Genomic DNA, 16,514 nt, shown 5'->3' with positions numbered 1-16,514 from the left:
CGTGCGCACCGGAGCGCTCCGCCAGCATGGGACCGAGGAACTCGAGGTGGGTTCCAGAGGGCGGGTCGCGGTGCACGAGGACGGTCGTCGTGGACGTGTGACGTCGGCAGAACGGAAGGGCGTGCTCGCGGCCGCGGTGCTCGCAGCCATCGGGATCGGGTCGATCGTCGTCGCCACCGACCGAGCAGGACACCTGGACGGATGGTCGTCCGTGCTGTCCGTGGTCCTCGGGTACCTCATCGGTGCTGCGTGTCTCGCGTTCGTCGGCTGGTTCGCGGTGGCGCTCGTGCGGCAGGTGCGGTCGTCGCGCCGGTTCAGTGACCCGTTCGGTGACGGCGACGCGACCGCCGTCGCGGAGGCGGCGGCCGGTGCCGAGCTCGCGGGCGTCCGGTCGGTGCTGTTCGTCAGCCCTCGCGGGATCGGGCGGAGCCGGATGGCGGCGGCGTACCTGCAGGCGCTGACGCTCGGGACGCACCGCATCGTCGCGGCGGCGGCAGCGCCGGACCCTGCCTCGACACCACCGCCAGCACGCAACGAGGCGTTCCTCGTCATGGGACTCGACCAGGCGGCCTTCGACCCGACACGACCGGTGCATCGCGCCTCCCCCGGTCTGGTGGAGCGCGCCGACCTGGTGGTCCGCATCGGCTGCGCCCGGTCGTTCCGGGTACCGACGTACACGCGCGTCCGCGACTGGGACGTCCCCGACCCGGTCGGTGCCGGGGTCGCCGTCGCGTGGGAGACCCGTGACGAGGTCAAGCGTCGGGTCGAGGAACTCGCCGTCGCGCTCGGCCTCGCGAACCGCTCGCTCGCCCTGCGTGACCGGGTCATCCCGGGACAACGGCAGGTCTTCGCTACGGGACGGGCAACCGAGCCCTACCCGGACGACGACGACGACGAGACGACGTGGATGTTCCGGCACGCCGAGGCACGAGTGCTCGCCGAGGTCGCCGAGGCCCCGACCCTCGCCGACGAGGTCAACGGCCGGGGTCCGCGGCGTCCGGACTTCGTCGTGCCCTGGATGATCTCGACCGGCGCAGCAGCGTCGGCGTTCGCGGAGGAACTCGCGTGGCGTTCCGTCGGCACGTCTCCGCGCCTGGCCCTCGCCGAGGGAGCCGTCGACCGGGTGGTCGCGTGGCTCGCTGCGGCCGGTGCCCTCCGGCCGTTGTCCGAGGCACACCGCCTCGAACTGCAGCGGTCCGGCCGTGCACAGCGCACCCACGAGCACCCGCCGGAGGACTGGCCGACCGGACTCGCCGGTGAGTACCCCGCCATGGCGTCGCTGCGCGCCGCGGAAGAGGACCGCTCGACCTGGGAGGTCGTGCCGGACCGGATGCTCGCCGTGTACCCGGACCTCGACCTCGAAGGGCGAGCATGGGCAGGCGCGACGCGGAGCCACCCGTGACGGAGGACGACGACGTGCGGTCACGAGCACCCCGCAGCCGCTGGTCGTCCCGCCTCGACCTCGTCCTCACCTGGGCCCTCGCGGTCGCCGGGGTCGTCGTGGTGCTCGGCTGCGCCCTGTTCGTGTTCGACCTGAACCTCCGCGCCTACGCGATGTGCTGGGAGTTCCCGCGGACGGGCTGCTCGAACGCCGGGTGGCTCGTCAGCGAGGGGCTGACCTCCTTCGGCGGCATCGCAGCCGTGTCCGTCGGCGCGGTCGTCGGGATCCGCCGGTCGCGACAGGGCCGCACCGGCGCGTGGTCCCCCGTGCTCGGGATCGCAGCGGTCGTCGCGCTGACGGCGCTGGCGGTCCTGGTCCTGCGGCTCACCACGAGCGCCTGAGCCCGGATCGCGGACGCGACCGGGAGACGGACGGGAGGCACGGTGCCAGCCGGCACCGTGCCTCCCGTCCGTCCTGTGGTCCCGACCCCCGCCGGTCAGCGACGGAGCGTCTCGCTCGGCAACTCGCCGAACCGCCGCGCGTACGCGGCGGAGAAGCGGCCGGCGTGCGCGAAGCCCCACTCGCGGGCGACCGCGGCGATCGTCGTCTCGCCCACCGAGGAGTACTGCAGCTCCGCGCGGACGCGGTCGAACCGGATGCCCCGCAGGACCGCGTTCGGCGATTGGCCGACCTGTCGCTGGAACCCCTGCTGCAACCCGCGGACGCTGAGGCCGACGTACTCGGCGACGTCGGTCGTCGAGATCGGGGTGTCGGCGTTGGCGTGCATGTACTCGACGGCCCGCCGCACCCGGCCCTTCGCCGTGGGCGGCACCGGCGCCTTCGATGCGAGCGTCACGTGCGGGAACGTGCGGAGCAGCGCGAAGGCCGTCCGACGCGCTGCCGCAGCCATCGCCAGGGGCGTCACCGGCGCGGGCCCGAGGACCACCGCGGCCGCTTCGCGGAGTTCCGTGTTCCAGGTGCGCACGGCCTCGCGGTCGGGGGCGAGCGCGTGGTCGAACACGATCGGTGCCGGCTCGACCCCGTGCAGCTCGGCGGCGACCTTCTCGAGCGTCCGCCGGTCGAACTGCACCACGTTCTGCCGCACGTTCTCGAGGTCGAAGCGGAACGCCCGCTCGCTCGGGAACACCACCGGACGACCGGGAGCGAGCACGACCTCGTCACGGCCGACGTCCATCACGCCGCCACCGTCGCTTACCCAGGTCACGAAGTAGTGGCTCGTCGCGTCGACCTCGCCGACCATCCGGGCGTCGAAGCGCTTCGCGTCGAACGTCAGCGTCGCGTCGCCGACCGCGCGGAACCGGTACCCGAACTGCCGCGCCGTCCGCTCAGGCAGGAAGCCCGACGCACCGTACGCCGACTCGAACATCGCGCGAGCCGCGTCGAGGTCGCTGCCCGACGTCTCGACGACGTGGCGGACGTCCGGTTCGGTGACGGTCATGCTCCGATGCTCTCACCTCGTGCCTGAGCTTCCTCGCCCGGTACTCCCTGTCGGGCGCGGGATCGACCGCCGTGTGGTCGGATGGCGACGTGTCGATCGTGATCCTGACCGGGATGCCCGGAGCCGGCAAGTCCACCGTGGGCCGTCCCGTCGCGGCCGCGCTCCCCCGGGCCGCACGGTTGGCCGCCGACGAGCTCGACGGGATGATCGTCTCCGGGGCCGTGTGGCCGCTCGGACAGCCCGCTGCCGAAGCGGACCGGCAGGTGCAGCTCGGCCACCGCAACCTCGGAGCCCTCGCCGAGAACTTCACGGACGCCGGGTTCGACGTCGTCGTCGACTGCGTCGTCCCGGACCGCGCGCACCTCGGCAGGCTCGTCGCGTGCCTGCCGCCCCGGCCAACCGAGCTCGTCGTCCTCGCCCCGGGCCCGGCGACGTGCCGAGCTCGGAACGCGAGCCGGGAACCGGTCGAGCGCTTCGACTTCGACGGGTACGACGAGCTGGACCGGACGATGCGAGCCGGGTTCGGCGACCAGGGGTGGTGGCTCGACACCGCTGCCCTGACCGCCGAGGCGACCGCGGCGATGATCGTCGCGAGGCTCGACCGGGGACGCGGCGCGGCAGAGTGACGCACGCTCGGTCGGGTCGGGTCGGGTCGGGTCCGATCCGATCGATCAGCCGCCGAGCGGGACGACCCGCAGGTGACCGGTGCGCTGGCGATGACGAGCAGTCCCTTTCCTACCGCTCCGTCTCCGTCCGCAGTGGCGAGCACACGGCCACCACGACGGCTCCGGCGGACACGAGGGTCACCGCGAGCAGGGCCACGCCGTGTCCAGCGACGGTCAGGAGTGCCCCTCCGCCCACCGCTCCCGCGGCCGCGAGCGTCCGGTTCGCGCTGCGCATCGTGCCGTTCATCCGCCCGAGGAGCGCGTCAGGGGTGACCGTCTGGCGCAGGCTCATCTCGTTCGCGTTCTCACAGCCCGCGGCGACGCCGTGCACGGCGAACGCGACGAAGAGGACCACCACCGTCGCCGGCGGTGCTGCGCCACCGATCCCGACGGTCACGAGCGTGATCGCCGCCCAGGCGACCGGGTACGCGGCCCGAGCGCCGATGATCGTCCGACCGGCACCGAAGCGTGCTCCGAGGCGCGGCGCGGCGCTGGCACCGACGAGCATCGCCACCCCGCTGACGGCGACGACGGCCCCGTACACCGCCGCTGGGAGCGCGAGCGTCCGGAGCGCGACGATCGCGAACACCGTCAGCCCGGCGGCGTTGGCGAGGAACCAGAGGTGCGTGGACAGCGCCAGCGGAGCGAGCGTCGGATGGCCGTACGTCCAACGCAGGCCGTCGACGATGTCGCTCCAGAGTCTCGTTCCCCCGTCGCGGGTCCGCTCCTGCTCGTTCGTTCCCCCGCCGCGGGTCCGCTCCTGCTCGCTCGTTCCCGCGTCGCGGGTCCGCTCCTGCTCGACGACGGGGACCCGGGCGACGAGGACGGCGTCGACGAAGTAGCTCACCGCGTCGAGCGCGATCGCCACCGGCGCCGTCACGACGCTGACCAGGACCCCTCCGAGCGCCGGGCCCGCCGTCTGGGCCGCCGCCTCGCTCTGGTCCACCCGCGCGTTCGCAGTCAAGAGGAGCGGAGCGGGCACGATCCGGGGCAGGAGCGACTGGGTCGCGGCGAAGCCGACGACGGACAGGATGCCGAACACGAACAACACCGCTGCCGTCACCCAGAGGTCCAACAGCCCGACCGACCAGAGCACCGGGATCGCCGCCAGGCTCACGCCGCGACCGACACTCGCCCAGACCAGGAGCGGCTTCCGCCGGAAGCGGTCGACGAAGACGCCGACCACGAGGCCGAACACGGCGTACGGCAGGAACTGGGCAGCGTTCACCAGCCCCACCTCGAACGGACTGGCGTCCAGCACCCGCACCACGAGGACCGGGACCGCCACCGCGCTCACCGCTGACCCGAACGACGAGACGGTCGCAGCAGACCAGTACGAGCGGAACCCGGGCACCCGACCCAGCGTGGTCACGTCGTCGCCCATGCGCCAACGCTGGCAGACCGCGTCTCCCCGAGCAAGGTCGCACGACGAGCGTGACGGGCGAGGGACGATCGGCTACCGGTCGCTGGAGGAACCTGCGGGGTACCAGAGCGTGGACCGCGGCAGACGGCGCAGCGCCTCGCCGTCCGCACCGACGTAGACGGTCTCGGAGCTCGCGGCTGCCACCGGGAGGTCCGTCACGGAGTCCGTGTAGAACGTCGCCGCGGCCAGCGGGACGCGAGCCGCTCGGAGGGTGGCGAGCTTCTGCTCGCCGACGTTGTGCACCGCGAACCGGAGCCCGCGTGCCGTCAGTTCGAGTTCCGACCCGAGGACCGCGACACCGCGGACGTCGAGCACGTCGAGGAACGCGCGGACGAGCATCGACTCGCTCGCGGTCGCCACCACCGTCCGGCCTCTCGATGCCGCCGACCGCAACTCCGCCACCAGGTCGTGCCGCAGCCAACCAGCGTCGACGAAGCGCGACACCACGATCCGGGTCAGGTCCTCGTACCCTGCGCGGTCCAGACCACGCAACGCCACCGCGACGAGCGCCCGGTCCGACCGCTGACGAACACCGGCGTCGCGAGAGAACGACCGCCGCAGGAGCGACGGGACCGCAGCGACGAGTCGACGTGGGTCGCTCAGGAGGCGCAGCCGACAGACGAACACCATCGTGTCCCGACTCGTCAGCACCCCGTCGAAGTCGAAGACGACCACCCCACCGTCACGCACGGGAGCCAGTCTGACACCGAGCCCGCGCCTGGTGACCTCCGCAACGCTGTCGACGAGAGCGGTCGTCGTCACTACGGTCGAGGTGTGGAAGCGACCGACCCCACTGCCCTCGTCGTCCGGCCCGCGGCGCTCGCCGACGCAGTGGGCATCGCCCGCGTCCACGCCGCCTCGTGGCGCGAGACCTACGGACGCTTCGTCGACGATCCCGACACCGACACCTGGTTCAGCGTTGAGCGACGTGTCGACATGTGGCAGGCGATCCTGGAGCGGGACGCCTCGACGACCGTCGTCGCCGAGGACGAGTCCGGCCCCGTCGGGTTCGGCGCAACGGACTCGACGCCGGGTCCCGACGCTGTCCGTCCCGAGGAGCTGACGATGCTGTACGTGCTCGCGCGCGCCCACGGCAACGGAGCGGGGCAAGCGCTCCTGGACGCGGCGCTCGGGCGGCGACCCGCATCACTGTGGGTCGCGGCCGACAACCCTCGCGCGCACGCCTTCTACCGACGGAACGGGTTCGCCGCCGACGGCGCCACGTCGAGCTTCGGACCGATCAAGACCACGGTGCGGCTGGTCCGCTGACCACTCGGTCGTCTCCTCCACCACGACGTGGCCGCTCGCTCGGTGACCCCCTCCGTCTACTCGGCGGTCGGCTTGCTGAACAGGTTGACGACGTTGCCGTCCGGGTCCCGGACCAGTGCGGAGCGGTTGCCCCACGGCATCGTGGTCGGTTCGAGGACCACGTCGTCGTCCGCGAGTCCGAGCCCGGCGAACGCGCCGTCGACGTCCGCGACCTCGAACTCGATGAACACGGACCGGTTCGTCGATGGAGTGAGCGCGCCACCGAGCATCGCGACGGTCTCGGTGCTGGCGATCGCGAGGTTCGCGGGGCCGCTGAACTGCGCGAAGACCGGGGCTGGGCGCTCGGCCTGCTGGCCGGTGACCTGCTCGTAGAAGGCGACGAGACCGTCGAGGTCGTCGGTGACGATGCGGATGGACGCGAACGACATGGGGTTCCTCCGGGTGGTGCGGTGCGATGGGATCCCCAGCATCGCCGGTCGTCGCGACACCGTCCTGTCGGTGTTTCGCGGATATCGTCCGCTCCGGTTCAGTCGTCGATGACGGACCTGAGCCGTCCGTACTGGATCGCGAGGTCCTCAGCGCGGAGCGTGCGCGTCGGGGGCCGTTCGTCGGTGACCCTGACCGAGAGCATCCGGTCGCCGCGGAACGCTCGCACACCGTGTCGGAGCCGGCACCAGGCGATCAGGTACCACTGCCCTTCCTTCTCGATCGACCCCAACGGTTCGACGTCCCGGGTGGACTCCGCACCGCCCGCGTCCTGGTAGCGCAGCTGGACGACCCGGTCCGCGCGCAGGGCCTCGGCGAACGCGACCGGCGTGGTCGTGTCCTCGTCGCTCTCCAGGAAGTGCACCCGGGACGCGAAGGCGCTCGCGCGTGCTGCGTCCTGGTCCGGCATGACCGCGAGCATCTTCCGGGCCGCCGTCCGGGCGGAGTGCCGGAACGGGCTGTGCCGGAGCGCGCCGAGCCCGATCAGCACCGCGAGGGCCTCGTCCAGCGTGAACCCCGCCGGGCCGAGCGTCGCCGAGGCGTCGATGACGTACCCACCGGTCCGGCCGGGCTCCGCCCAGATCGGCAGACCCGACTGCTGCAACGCGGCGAGGTCCCGCTCGATGGTCCGCACGGACACCTCGAAGCGTTCAGCGAGGCGACGGGCGCTCCTCGGCCGCGGTGACACGGCCCGCAGCTCCTCCACGAGACCGTAGAGGCGATCGGTGCGGTTCACCGACCCATCTTCTTCCACGGACCGCCGTCGCCGTCGCTCCACCCTCGGTGGTCCGTACCGACGGTGTGATGACCACGGCGCTCGAGTTCGCCGAGCGAGGTCGACTTGCCCGCTCGTCGGTGATCTGTTCGAGCCAGGTGTTGGTCTGGGTTGAATCGTCCGCAGCTTCGAGGACGGCGATGTGTTCCATGACGCTGTCCTGACCGGCGGCGTGGAAGTGCTCCCCGCCGGGCGCGGAGGAGATCGTCTGGCCGGGATGCACGTCGACGATGCCGCCGACGCGGCCCGGTCAGGAGGCACGGATCACCGTGCGTCGAGAGCGGCGGTCGGCCAGGATGGTCACGAAGGTCGACGCCGAGGAGGGCGCCATGCGGTTCGTCAACTGGTTCTTCGGAGTGCTGGTCGCGGTCGGGAGGGGGCAGGATGCCGCGAACGGCGTCGGGCCCGGCGTTCCGGCGGACACCGCGAGCAGGCTCGCGGGCGACGGACGCAACCACCGGCGACGGAACGATCACCGTCCCTGATCCGCGGCAGCACCGGTTCCGTGCCGCCGTGCGGGTGTCAGCAGGTGCTCCCGCCGAAGCGGGTCCCTCGGCACACCGCTCGCCGTCGTCACAGGAGCGGTCCTGCTCGTCGGGAGCATCGGGATGGTCGTCCGACGGCGGTCGTGACGGTCGCGCGTCATCCGCTGCGCCGGGACGTCGGACCGGTGCGCTGCTCCCTCGCTGCGTGCCCGAGGACCTCGACCGCTGCTCGCCCCCAGCCGGTGGGGTCGTCGCTGGGAGGCACGAGTGCCAGGGAGTACCAGAGGACGAGGACCGGCCACCACCGGAGTTCCTCCTCGGTGAGGACGGCAACCGTCCGGTAGCCGTCCAGGAACCGCTGCCGTACGGACTCCGACACGGGCCCCCAGTCCCGGAAGAGCGTGCCGAGCAGGACCGCTGAACGGGCGAGCTCGACGATCCGGTGGTCGACGCGGAGCTCCTCGAAGTCCAGGACCCCGACGACCACGCCGCCGGCGCACAGGATGTTCGCGGCGCGGTAGTCGCCCTGCACGAGCTGCACGGGTGGCAGGGCGGTCGGCGCTCGTTCGAGCAGCCGCCCCAGGACGTCCCGAGCACGCAGCGACAGCGTCGGCGGATCGGAAGCGATCCAGTCGGTGACCTGCTCCGTGAGCGGTGTCGGCACGGCGAGCACCTCGGGTCGCGGGTCCTGCGCGGGCCAGGAGCGGAGCGCCTCGTGCAGTCGAGCGAGTGTCGCCCCGGCCGATCCGACCTGTGCAGCGTCCTCGACGTCCAGGTGCGATCCGTCGATGACGTGTTGGAGGCTCATCGACACGCCCTCGTCCGTCAGCTGCAGGTCGCCGGCGGTCGCCGGTACCGGAGCGGACACGGGCAGCCCGAGCGTGCCGAGCCACGCGGTGACCTGCGCGACGAACGCGAGCCGCTCGGATCGCTCAGGGGCGAACGACCACTTCAGCAGGAGTCGTTCGTCGCCCCGGCGCACCCACGCGAGGGCGTTGCGGTCGCTCAACACGACCCGCTCCGGGGAGGCGACCCGGATGTCCCAGTGCCGCTCGAGCATCGAGACGACCCAGTCGCCCACCGCCGCAGCGTCCGCGAAGCCGAAACGATCGCGGAGCACCTCGTCCGGCTCGTCCTGCTCCCACAACATCTCGATCGTCATCGATCCCCCGTTCCACGAGACGAGCATCCCGCTCGTTGCTCCACTCGATCATCCCCCACACGGAGGCGCGCACCAGCCCATGGAGGCACCGCCTCGTGGACGCAGCGCCTCGTGGACACAGCGCCGACGGGACGGGACGGCCGCCGACAGGGGTGCCCGGCTGCGACGTCCGGAACCCGCCAGCCGCCGCGTGCACGGACCGCGAGACTCAGCGGTGCTCGCGTTCGACGCGGGCCCCGACAGAGAGCAGCCCGTGCAGCACACCCGTATCGATCCCGCGATCCTCTACTTCGGCACACCCGTCGTCCTCCTGAGCACCATCGATGCGGACGGCGTGACGAACACCGCTCCGATGTCGTCGGTGTTCTGGCTCGGACACACCGCGGTGCTCGGCATGGGCGGCCGGTCCCAGACCGCCAGGAACCTGTTGGCGACGGGAGAGTGCGTCATCAACCTGCCCTCGGCCCCGCTGGTCTCGGCTGTGGACGCCCTCGCGCTCACCACCGGGCGCGATCCCGTCCCTGTCGGGAAGGAACGGGTCGGCTACCGGCACGTCCCGGACAAGCTCGCGGCAGCTGGCCTGCACGGGCGGCCCGGGGACACCGTCCGCGCCGAGCGGGTCGACGAGTGCCCGGTGCACCTCGAAGCACGCGTCGTCGACGCGCACACGCTCGCGGGGCAGGAGCCGGGCGATGACGCCACCTTCCTGTTCGAAGCCGCGGTGTCCCGCGTCCACGTGCACGAGGACATCCGCGCAGCGGGGACGACGAACCGCATCGACCCGGACCGGTGGCGCCCGCTCATCATGGCCTTCCAGCGCTTCTACGGCCTGGCCGGGGAACTGCGGCCGTCGAGACTCGCCACGATCGACGAGGAGTGGTACCGCTGACCCGGGACACCGCCGTCCTCAGGTTCACGTCTCGATGGCCGATCGGTCAGTGAGATCGCTGCTCAGCATCGGCGGGACCGGTTCTCCGGGACCACCGGCTGGCTTGCCAGACAGTGTTCCCGCCCACGAGCGCGAGCATGACGACGAGGACCAGCACGAACACGGCGGGGTGCCACTCGTTGTGTTCGGCGAGTTCCCACGTCTCCTTGACGGCGTTGAACGAGCCACCGACCGCGACGACGAACCAGCCGGTTGTCGTGCGGACGAAGCGGTCGCGGTGCGCACGCTGCTGCGGCGTCAGGACCGAAAGGATCGTGCGGTGGTGAGCGATGCTGCGTCTGCGGCGAAGGACCAGCATCACCGGAGGGAGGAACCACCACCAGGGCGAGGGCGGTGGTGGCGGTGCGATCGGCGACGTCGGGTCGGCCACGGTCTCCGAGAGAGCGCAGACGGTGGCACGCCCTGATCCAGGCATGAAGAACGATCCATCAGGCGTCTCGTCAGCCGATCGGCTGTTGGTGCACGGGTCAGCCGGCGGCCCGCTCGAACGACCGAACGTGCCACACCAGGAGGACCGGGAGCGCCAGCAGCTCGATCGCGAGCGCCGCTGTGAACGGACCGGGCCAGCCCTCGACGAGCAACGACACCAGTCGTCCGACACCGCCACCGATCGCGGCGATCAGCACGACTCGCGTGACGGCCGACCGGCTCGCGGGTCGTACGAGCGACCACCAGAGCGCCACGCCGAGTACCAGCCAGACGCCGCTGAGGAACCGGTACTCGCTGCTCGTCGAGACCGCGACGTGCTGCGCTTCGGGCCCCGTGACGGCGCCCAGCACCATCCCGAGGCCGCCGCCGACGACGGCGATTGCCCCGACGACGGTCAGCAAGACGACGAGCACCGCCCGGTTCGGGGCCTCGCGTGCGGTGGGCTCCGGATGTTGCCTGTCGATCACTGCGTTCCTCCGATCGTTGGCGGCCAGCCCTCCGACGGTGTCGGCGGGGGCCGGGCTGAACGTCGCCTGGTCACCGGGATCGCTCGACGACCGCGATGCTGCGGCCGCGCGTGCACGCACCGACGTCGCGACGATCAGCATCCTGCAGCAGCGTACGGCGGAGACACTCGACGTGGACCTGGACTCCGCGTTCGCGGTGTTGCGCGGGTGTGCCGGGACGGAGCAGCGACTCCTGAGCGACGCGGCGGCTGCGATCATCCGCCGCGAACGCCCCGTCCCGGGCGTGGACGCGGTCTCGGCGCGGTGCGCCGCCCGCTGACGGACGGGAGGCCCGGTGCCAGCCGGCACCGGGCCTCCCGTCCGTCACGGTGTCGGCTCATTCCTTGTTGAACGTGTCCTGCACGGCGCCGGCCGCCTTCTCGACGAGGTTCGGCACCTCGGTCGTGCCGTAGAACCGGGCGTCCGCATGCGTCGGCGGCGGCATCGGCACCGACGACGTCGGCCCGTCGTGATAGCTGTACTCGCCCTTGCCGTCGAACGAGGGACCGCTCGCCCACGGACCGTCACCCGCCTGGGCGCCGTCGGAGAAGTTCAGGTACTGGTACGCGACCTCGTTCGCCTGGTGCGACTCCGGGAACTTGTTCGGCACCGGGAAGTCCTCGATCCCCGACTCGCGCAGTTCTGCGGCCGCCGAAGCCCACATGTTCTGGTGCATCGTGTCGCGGGCGATCAGGAAGCCCAGCAGGTCCCGCACGCCGTGGTCATCCGTCATGTGGTACAGCCGCGCAGCCTGCACACGCCCCTGCATCTCGGCGTTCTCGTTCGCCGTGAAGTCGGCGAGCAGGTTGCCGCTCGCGGTGATGTACGAGCCCTGCCACGGGTTGCCGTTGCTGTCGACGGGACGCGCTCCGGCGCCCGCGACGATGCCGTGCTGCACGTCCGTCCCACCGATGACCGCGGCCACGGTCGGGTCGTCCTGCACGGCGTCCTCGGTGATGCCGAGGGGCGACTTCTCGAGCAGCTGCGCGATCATCGTCGCGAGCATCTCGACGTGACCCATCTCCTCCGCGCCGATGCCGAACACCAGGTCCCGGTACTTGCCGGGCATGTGCATGTTCCACGCCTGGAACTGGTACTGCATCGCCACGGAGATCTCGCCGTACTGACCGCCGAGCACCTCCTGCAGCTTGCGGGCGTAGACGGCGTCGGGCTTGTCGGGGGTGGCCTTGAACTGGAGTTCCTGCTTGTGGAAGTACACGGTCTGCTCCTCTCCCGGGCGGCGGCCCGGACTTGGTCTCGGACGCGGTGGCCCGTCGTGCGATCCCGACGGTCGCCCGTGCCACCTCCGTGCGTGTCCGGAATGTGCAGATCACGCAGGCGCACTGCCGCGGCACGACTCACCCGGTCGGCCGTCGACGAACCCCTGAGCGCTCCCCGAGACGACGGCACCGCACAGCCGCAGCGATCGAGCTCGCTCCACAGGGTTTCGCCGACGATCGGTCCGTTCGCCACGTCCCACTCCTCGCCTGAGCGAACGACTCGCCGGATGAACGGACCGGTCCGGCCCCGAGAACCACTGCTCAGCCTCGGTGGAGACGTCACCTCGATGGAGACGTCACCTCCGTGTGTTGAGCAACCAGACCAGAGTCCTCCCATAGCTCGGTTCGACCTCCGGGATGCGAGCAGAGGTGAACGCCGCGAGGGCGACGCCGGATGGTGAAGCCGGGGCCCCACCCGGCGGTGGACCAAGAGGTCCTGATCTGCTTGTCCTCGACCCACCCACCATCATCTGAAGCAGATCGTCGACTCCCTCAGCGCACAACTGCGGCGTCCGGACGACGTTCACTGACCTGTCTCGACACCCGCTCCATCAGCGGACAATCACGAGCGCCACTCACTCGCGACATGTGTTCGCTGCTCATAGTCTTGCTGGGTGATCGCGCGAGTTCTTGGTTCTGGTCGTCCTCTTGTCGCGCTCCACGGTTTCGGGGTGGACCACCGCATCATGCTGCCGCTGGCGGATGCGGTTCAGGACCTGCCGTGGCGGCTGGTGTTCCTCGACCTGCCATGGGCTGAAGCCGCCTCGGCGACCGCAACCGCGAAGAGCGCGGCCGACGTGGCCGCCGAGGTACTCGCCGACATCGACGCCCACCTCGGCGACGAGCCCTTCGCTGTCATCGGGAACTCCTTCGGCGGCATGATCGCCCGACACGTCGCCCACGAACGCCGCGACCACATCCTCGGCGTCGCGACCCTGGCAGGTGTCGTGCAGCCGACACATGCAGACCGCGCCGTCCCCAAGCGCACCGTGTTGCACACCGAACCGTCCGTCCTCGAAGCCGCGGGCGACGCGCGAGAAGCATTCGCGGAGGTCAGCGTCATCCAGGACGCCGCAGCGTTCGCAGCGTTCGAGCGGTACGTGCTGCCCGGTCTCCGTGGCGCCGACCCTGCGGTGATGGACCGCATCGCCGCCGACTACGCATTGGACGCCGTGCCGGAGGAACTCCATCCGGAACCGTTCACCGCTCCGGCCCTGCACCTGTTCGGTCGGCAGGACGACGTCGTCGGCTACGAGGACGGGCTCGCACTCCGTGACCACTACCCGCGAGGGAGCTTCGTCGTCCTCGACGGTGCTGGACACAACGTGCACCTCGAGCAACCCGGGATCACCGCCGCCCTGATCTGCGACTGGCTCGCACGGATCGACAGGTAGAGGATCGGTCAGCGAGGCGGCTCGACAGCGATCTCGGTGACAGCATCCGAAGGCATGTCCGGGTAGTGGTTCTCGCGAGCTGCTGTGCGAAGAGTTGCATTTCGGTCCCGGGAGGCTGATGGGCTTGTTCAGCCGTGAGGGCGCCCAGCCGGTACCGGCCCACGGCGATCACGACGCCCGGGACCGGTCTTGCGGTCGGGTGGTCGGGTGGTCGTCGAAGACGAACACGGCTGCTCCTACCGGTACGTTCTCGTTCCAGCGGACGGGTGGTGGCCTTTTCACCACATGACCGCTTCACGGTGCCTGCGATGGAAGTGGAACGTTCCGGGCGCTGCGCCGAACATGCATCCACTCTGCCGCAATAGCCGGGAGGGACGATCGGTCGACCAGCAGCCCGAGGAGTGCTCCGTCCGCTCGACCACCCGCTGACGGGACATTCTGCTCAACCACGTTCCCAGTGGCACCCTGCCAGCAGCCGCCTCGTTGCCCAGTCCCTACTCTAGGGTGGCGATCATGTCGAAGCTGGCGACGTGCGTGCTCATCACCGGCACCGTCGGGTCCGGGAAGACCTCCACGGCCTACGCGGTCGGTCGACTCCTGCGCGCTTCGCAGGTGCCGCACGCCGTCATCGACCTCGACGAGCTCCGGCGATGCTGGCCAGCCCCGCCCGATGACCCGTTCAACACCGCTGTCGAAGCCGCGAACCTTCGTTCGGTGTCGGACAACTACCGTCGCGCTGGCGTGGCTCGGTTCGTCGTAGCCGGGGTGGTCGAGGGTGCGGGAGCGCTGCAGCGGTACAGCGAGGCGCTCGGCTGTCCGGTCGTCCTCGTTCGTCTCCGAGTCGACCTGCATCGCGTGCGAGAGCGCCTTCTGGAACGGCACGAGCCCGGCGACGAGCGAGATTGGCACCTGTCCCGGAGCGGGCAGTTGGATGGGATCCTCGACGAGGAGAACGCAGCGAGCATCACGATCGACGTGTCCTCCGAACCGTTGGACAGCGTCGCCCGGCGCGTCATCACCGCCGTGAACTGGGCGTGACCCTGCTCGGGCAACCGCTCGACGGCGTCGCAACGGCTGGGAGCGGGTCGCGCGATCGGCGGCGGCCGCGAGTGACGGTCCTGATGCTGTCTCAGCGACCGATCGGCTACCGGTCTGTCGAACGCTGCTCGCCGTCGGGCAGGAGATGCCCGATGGCTCGTAGGACGTCGCCGAGCCACACGAGTTCCCACATCACCGTCCGATCCGCGTCCATCGCCGACGTCAGGTTGTCCCACGACTCGGTCAACTGCCCGATCGTGGGTTCGGGTGGGTCGCTCGACACGTCGTACAGATCCGGAGTGGGTAACGAGTAAAAGTAGTCCTCACGCAGCACGACCGACTCCCCGTTCACACGCTCGACGTGCGCAAGGATCCGATCGAACACGAGACGCAGATCAGCCACCGGGATCTGGAGACCGTTCCACTCACGCATGCCACGAACATCCCGCAGGAGGACCTGTCTCGTCAATGGATCGGCCAGCGAGATGCTCTTGACAGAGACAGAGGGCGCGGTTCGCAGCGCCTCCCCGCGGCTGAGCGGTCGGATCAGACGACGAGTGCGTCGAGCACCATCGCACGCTCGATGGTGTCGCGCGCTGCCGCTGGTTCAGACCGGCTGACGTACCAGAGCGACGACTCGACGAGGCGTGCCACGCACCAGGCGGCGATCCGGACCGGTGACTCTCCGGTCATGTCGGCGAGCAACGAGATGCGAGCCCGCAGGTGCCCCTCGGTGTCCCGGAGCGCGAAGGGGTCGTCGATCTGCATGAGCATCGGGCCCAGGTCGTACGCCGGGTCGCCGACCATGGGTTTCGGATCGATGACGAGCCACGGCTCTCGCGTCGCGGTGAGGAGGTTGCCGGGGTTGTAGTCGCCGTGCACGACCACAGTCCGAGGGGCCGTCACGGGGAGCTCACGAAGCAGCGCCGTTCCACGAGCGACCGCGACGAGGTCGAGATCTGGCCGGAGTGTGCGCACGCGCTCCTCGACGAGGTCGGCCCACTCGGCGGTGACGTCGGCCACACGCTCGAACGGTCTGGACGGGACGGGCATCGTGGTCGTGCCGGGATCGCTGGACGCTGTGCGGGACCACAACCGGGTGAGTGCAGTCGCGGCGATCGACAGCCGGCGTTCCGGCGACAGATCGTGCCGGTCGGCCAGCCGCACGCCCGGATCGCACCGTTCGAGCAACAGCACGAACGGATCGTCGAGGTCACCCTCGAGCAGTCGAACCGCCCCTGAGCCGTCCCACCAACGAAGCGCCGAAGCCTCGTCACGCGCCTCACGATGCGGGAAGGAGAGCTTCAGGACCGCATCTCGTCCGGTGGCGGTGCGCACGGAGACCACGTGCGACGCGCTCCCGCCGACGTGCACGCGCCCGAGCGTCAGGCCCCAACGGGCCACCGCGCAGGCGAGGAGCTCGGGAACGGTGCTCCGCCATGCCTCCACGGTCGGCCACATGCGCAGCAGTCTACGAACCCGGCGCCGCAACCACAGCGCGAGCACCGGAGGCATCGCCGGAGTCGGGTGCGGACCTCGTTCCGCGATCCGATCCTGCCCAGAACCGCGGCTTCGAGGTCCGATGCTCGACGCGCTGCGGGGAGAGCGTGCGGACGCTGACGCCCCCAGATGGCAGCCCCGTGGACCCAGTCATCGCCGGCGTCTCGAACGAGAGGTCGGCGGATGGTCACCGCTCCCATGGTGGGCCCTGCCGGGATCGAACCGACGACATCCACGGTGTAAACGTGGCGCTCTACCAGCTGAGCTAAAGGCCCTCGCGTCGATCCTACGGGAACGGAAGATCGATCCCCGT

At 70.7% G+C, this 16,514-nt stretch carries 20 protein-coding genes and 1 tRNA gene; 9 read left to right on the top strand and 12 right to left on the bottom strand.

Annotation, left to right across the window (positions count from 1 at the left end; translation table 11 throughout):
• Positions 1–97: 97 nt before the first annotated feature.
• Both DEI99_RS07860 and DEI99_RS07855 read left to right on the top strand, forming a co-directional pair.
• Positions 98–1,402, top strand: coding sequence for a hypothetical protein (locus DEI99_RS07860; protein WP_111041837.1), 1,305 nt, complete (start codon positions 98–100; stop codon positions 1,400–1,402).
• Complete coding sequence (locus DEI99_RS07855) at positions 1,399–1,782, top strand: hypothetical protein (RefSeq protein ID WP_146247115.1); 384 nt, start codon at positions 1,399–1,401, stop codon at positions 1,780–1,782. Before DEI99_RS07860 ends, DEI99_RS07855 begins: the two co-directional genes overlap by 4 nt.
• Before the next feature lie 95 nt (positions 1,783–1,877).
• Here DEI99_RS07855 and DEI99_RS07850 read toward each other — a convergent pair whose 3' ends face one another.
• Positions 1,878–2,840: an AraC family transcriptional regulator gene (locus DEI99_RS07850; protein WP_111041835.1), complete on the bottom strand. Its 963-nt coding sequence runs from the start codon at positions 2,838–2,840 to the stop codon at positions 1,878–1,880.
• A gap of 89 nt (positions 2,841–2,929) precedes the next feature.
• On the opposite strand from DEI99_RS07850, the gene DEI99_RS07845 reads away from it, so the two are divergent.
• Entirely contained in the window at positions 2,930–3,466 is a 537-nt protein-coding gene (locus DEI99_RS07845; protein ID WP_258369405.1) for an AAA family ATPase, read from the top strand.
• 109 nt (positions 3,467–3,575) lie between these two features.
• Here DEI99_RS07845 and DEI99_RS07840 read toward each other — a convergent pair whose 3' ends face one another.
• Positions 3,576–4,889, bottom strand: a complete 1,314-nt coding sequence (locus DEI99_RS07840) for an MFS transporter (RefSeq protein ID WP_111041834.1) — start codon at positions 4,887–4,889, stop codon at positions 3,576–3,578.
• A 72-nt stretch (positions 4,890–4,961) separates the two neighbouring features.
• Positions 4,962–5,618: an HAD family hydrolase gene (locus DEI99_RS07835; RefSeq protein WP_111041833.1), complete on the bottom strand. Its 657-nt coding sequence runs from the start codon at positions 5,616–5,618 to the stop codon at positions 4,962–4,964.
• 84 nt (positions 5,619–5,702) lie between these two features.
• Between DEI99_RS07835 and DEI99_RS07830 the strand changes: the two genes are divergently transcribed.
• On the top strand, positions 5,703–6,197 hold the full coding sequence (locus DEI99_RS07830; RefSeq protein WP_111041832.1) for a GNAT family N-acetyltransferase: 495 nt from the start codon (positions 5,703–5,705) through the stop codon (positions 6,195–6,197).
• Between the two features lie 56 nt (positions 6,198–6,253).
• Here DEI99_RS07830 and DEI99_RS07825 read toward each other — a convergent pair whose 3' ends face one another.
• Both DEI99_RS07825 and DEI99_RS07820 read right to left on the bottom strand, forming a co-directional pair.
• A complete protein-coding gene (locus DEI99_RS07825) occupies positions 6,254–6,625 on the bottom strand; it encodes a VOC family protein (protein ID WP_111041831.1) in 372 nt (123 codons plus the stop codon).
• A gap of 98 nt (positions 6,626–6,723) precedes the next feature.
• Positions 6,724–7,419 carry a helix-turn-helix transcriptional regulator gene (locus DEI99_RS07820; protein WP_111041830.1) on the bottom strand — a complete coding sequence of 232 codons (696 nt, stop codon included), beginning with the start codon at positions 7,417–7,419 and terminating at the stop codon, positions 6,724–6,726.
• A 335-nt stretch (positions 7,420–7,754) separates the two neighbouring features.
• Here DEI99_RS07820 and DEI99_RS07815 point away from each other — a divergent pair, with 335 nt between their 5' ends.
• Entirely contained in the window at positions 7,755–7,943 is a 189-nt protein-coding gene (locus DEI99_RS07815; protein ID WP_111041829.1) for a hypothetical protein, read from the top strand.
• A gap of 157 nt (positions 7,944–8,100) precedes the next feature.
• Here DEI99_RS07815 and DEI99_RS07810 read toward each other — a convergent pair whose 3' ends face one another.
• Positions 8,101–9,105 (bottom strand): phosphotransferase, encoded by a 1,005-nt coding sequence (locus tag DEI99_RS07810; RefSeq protein ID WP_220037148.1) that lies wholly within the window; start codon positions 9,103–9,105, stop codon positions 8,101–8,103.
• A 253-nt stretch (positions 9,106–9,358) separates the two neighbouring features.
• Between DEI99_RS07810 and DEI99_RS07805 the strand changes: the two genes are divergently transcribed.
• Positions 9,359–9,994, top strand: a complete 636-nt coding sequence (locus DEI99_RS07805; RefSeq protein WP_258369404.1) for a flavin reductase family protein — start codon at positions 9,359–9,361, stop codon at positions 9,992–9,994.
• A 46-nt stretch (positions 9,995–10,040) separates the two neighbouring features.
• Here DEI99_RS07805 and DEI99_RS07800 read toward each other — a convergent pair whose 3' ends face one another.
• Together DEI99_RS07800 and DEI99_RS07795 are read right to left on the bottom strand one after the other, a co-directional pair.
• On the bottom strand, positions 10,041–10,424 hold the full coding sequence (locus tag DEI99_RS07800; protein WP_146247114.1) for a hypothetical protein: 384 nt from the start codon (positions 10,422–10,424) through the stop codon (positions 10,041–10,043).
• Positions 10,425–10,521: 97 nt separating this feature from the next.
• Entirely contained in the window at positions 10,522–10,950 is a 429-nt protein-coding gene (locus DEI99_RS07795; protein ID WP_181434444.1) for a DUF4345 domain-containing protein, read from the bottom strand.
• A gap of 16 nt (positions 10,951–10,966) precedes the next feature.
• On the opposite strand from DEI99_RS07795, the gene DEI99_RS07790 reads away from it, so the two are divergent.
• Positions 10,967–11,269: a hypothetical protein gene (locus tag DEI99_RS07790; RefSeq protein WP_181434443.1), complete on the top strand. Its 303-nt coding sequence runs from the start codon at positions 10,967–10,969 to the stop codon at positions 11,267–11,269.
• 57 nt (positions 11,270–11,326) lie between these two features.
• On the opposite strand, the gene DEI99_RS07785 is transcribed toward DEI99_RS07790, so the two are convergent.
• The gene (locus DEI99_RS07785) at positions 11,327–12,208 is read right to left on the bottom strand and encodes a manganese catalase (protein ID WP_111041824.1); all 882 of its coding nucleotides are present in this window, start codon (positions 12,206–12,208) and stop codon (positions 11,327–11,329) included.
• Positions 12,209–12,883: 675 nt separating this feature from the next.
• On the opposite strand from DEI99_RS07785, the gene DEI99_RS07780 reads away from it, so the two are divergent.
• Positions 12,884–13,663, top strand: coding sequence for an alpha/beta fold hydrolase (locus DEI99_RS07780; protein WP_111041823.1), 780 nt, complete (start codon positions 12,884–12,886; stop codon positions 13,661–13,663).
• A 513-nt stretch (positions 13,664–14,176) separates the two neighbouring features.
• Positions 14,177–14,701 carry an AAA family ATPase gene (locus tag DEI99_RS07775; RefSeq protein WP_284180989.1) on the top strand — a complete coding sequence of 175 codons (525 nt, stop codon included), beginning with the start codon at positions 14,177–14,179 and terminating at the stop codon, positions 14,699–14,701.
• 106 nt (positions 14,702–14,807) lie between these two features.
• Here the strand turns inward: DEI99_RS07775 and DEI99_RS07770 are convergent, their stop codons facing one another.
• The 3 genes from DEI99_RS07770 to DEI99_RS07760 all read right to left on the bottom strand — a co-directional run bounded on the left by DEI99_RS07770 (position 14,808) and on the right by DEI99_RS07760 (position 16,476).
• Positions 14,808–15,134 (bottom strand): hypothetical protein, encoded by a 327-nt coding sequence (locus DEI99_RS07770; protein WP_111041821.1) that lies wholly within the window; start codon positions 15,132–15,134, stop codon positions 14,808–14,810.
• Between the two features lie 113 nt (positions 15,135–15,247).
• A complete protein-coding gene (locus tag DEI99_RS07765) occupies positions 15,248–16,162 on the bottom strand; it encodes an aminoglycoside phosphotransferase family protein (RefSeq protein WP_284180988.1) in 915 nt (304 codons plus the stop codon).
• 238 nt (positions 16,163–16,400) lie between these two features.
• Positions 16,401–16,476: transfer RNA gene (locus DEI99_RS07760), tRNA-Val, on the bottom strand.
• Positions 16,477–16,514: the final 38 nt, after the last annotated feature.

Origin of the sequence: Curtobacterium sp. MCLR17_036, assembly GCF_003234445.2 — a bacterium.
GTDB lineage: Bacteria > Actinomycetota > Actinomycetes > Actinomycetales > Microbacteriaceae > Curtobacterium.
This window is presented reverse-complemented; position numbering and strand designations above follow the sequence as displayed.

Bases quoted from the DNA above. Each gene is read 5' to 3' on its own strand.
- DEI99_RS07850 (WP_111041835.1), bottom strand. From the start codon at position 2,840: ATGACCGTCACCGAACCGGACGTCCGCCACGTCGTCGAGACGTCGGGC.
- DEI99_RS07840 (WP_111041834.1), bottom strand. From the start codon at position 4,889: ATGGGCGACGACGTGACCACGCTGGGTCGGGTGCCCGGGTTCCGCTCG.
- DEI99_RS07825 (WP_111041831.1), bottom strand. From the start codon at position 6,625: ATGTCGTTCGCGTCCATCCGCATCGTCACCGACGACCTCGACGGTCTC.
- DEI99_RS07815 (WP_111041829.1), top strand. From the start codon at position 7,755: ATGGTCACGAAGGTCGACGCCGAGGAGGGCGCCATGCGGTTCGTCAAC.
- DEI99_RS07810 (WP_220037148.1), bottom strand. From the start codon at position 9,105: ATGACGATCGAGATGTTGTGGGAGCAGGACGAGCCGGACGAGGTGCTC.
- DEI99_RS07775 (WP_284180989.1), top strand. From the start codon at position 14,177: ATGTCGAAGCTGGCGACGTGCGTGCTCATCACCGGCACCGTCGGGTCC.
- DEI99_RS07770 (WP_111041821.1), bottom strand. From the start codon at position 15,134: ATGCGTGAGTGGAACGGTCTCCAGATCCCGGTGGCTGATCTGCGTCTC.
- DEI99_RS07765 (WP_284180988.1), bottom strand. From the start codon at position 16,162: ATGTGGCCGACCGTGGAGGCATGGCGGAGCACCGTTCCCGAGCTCCTC.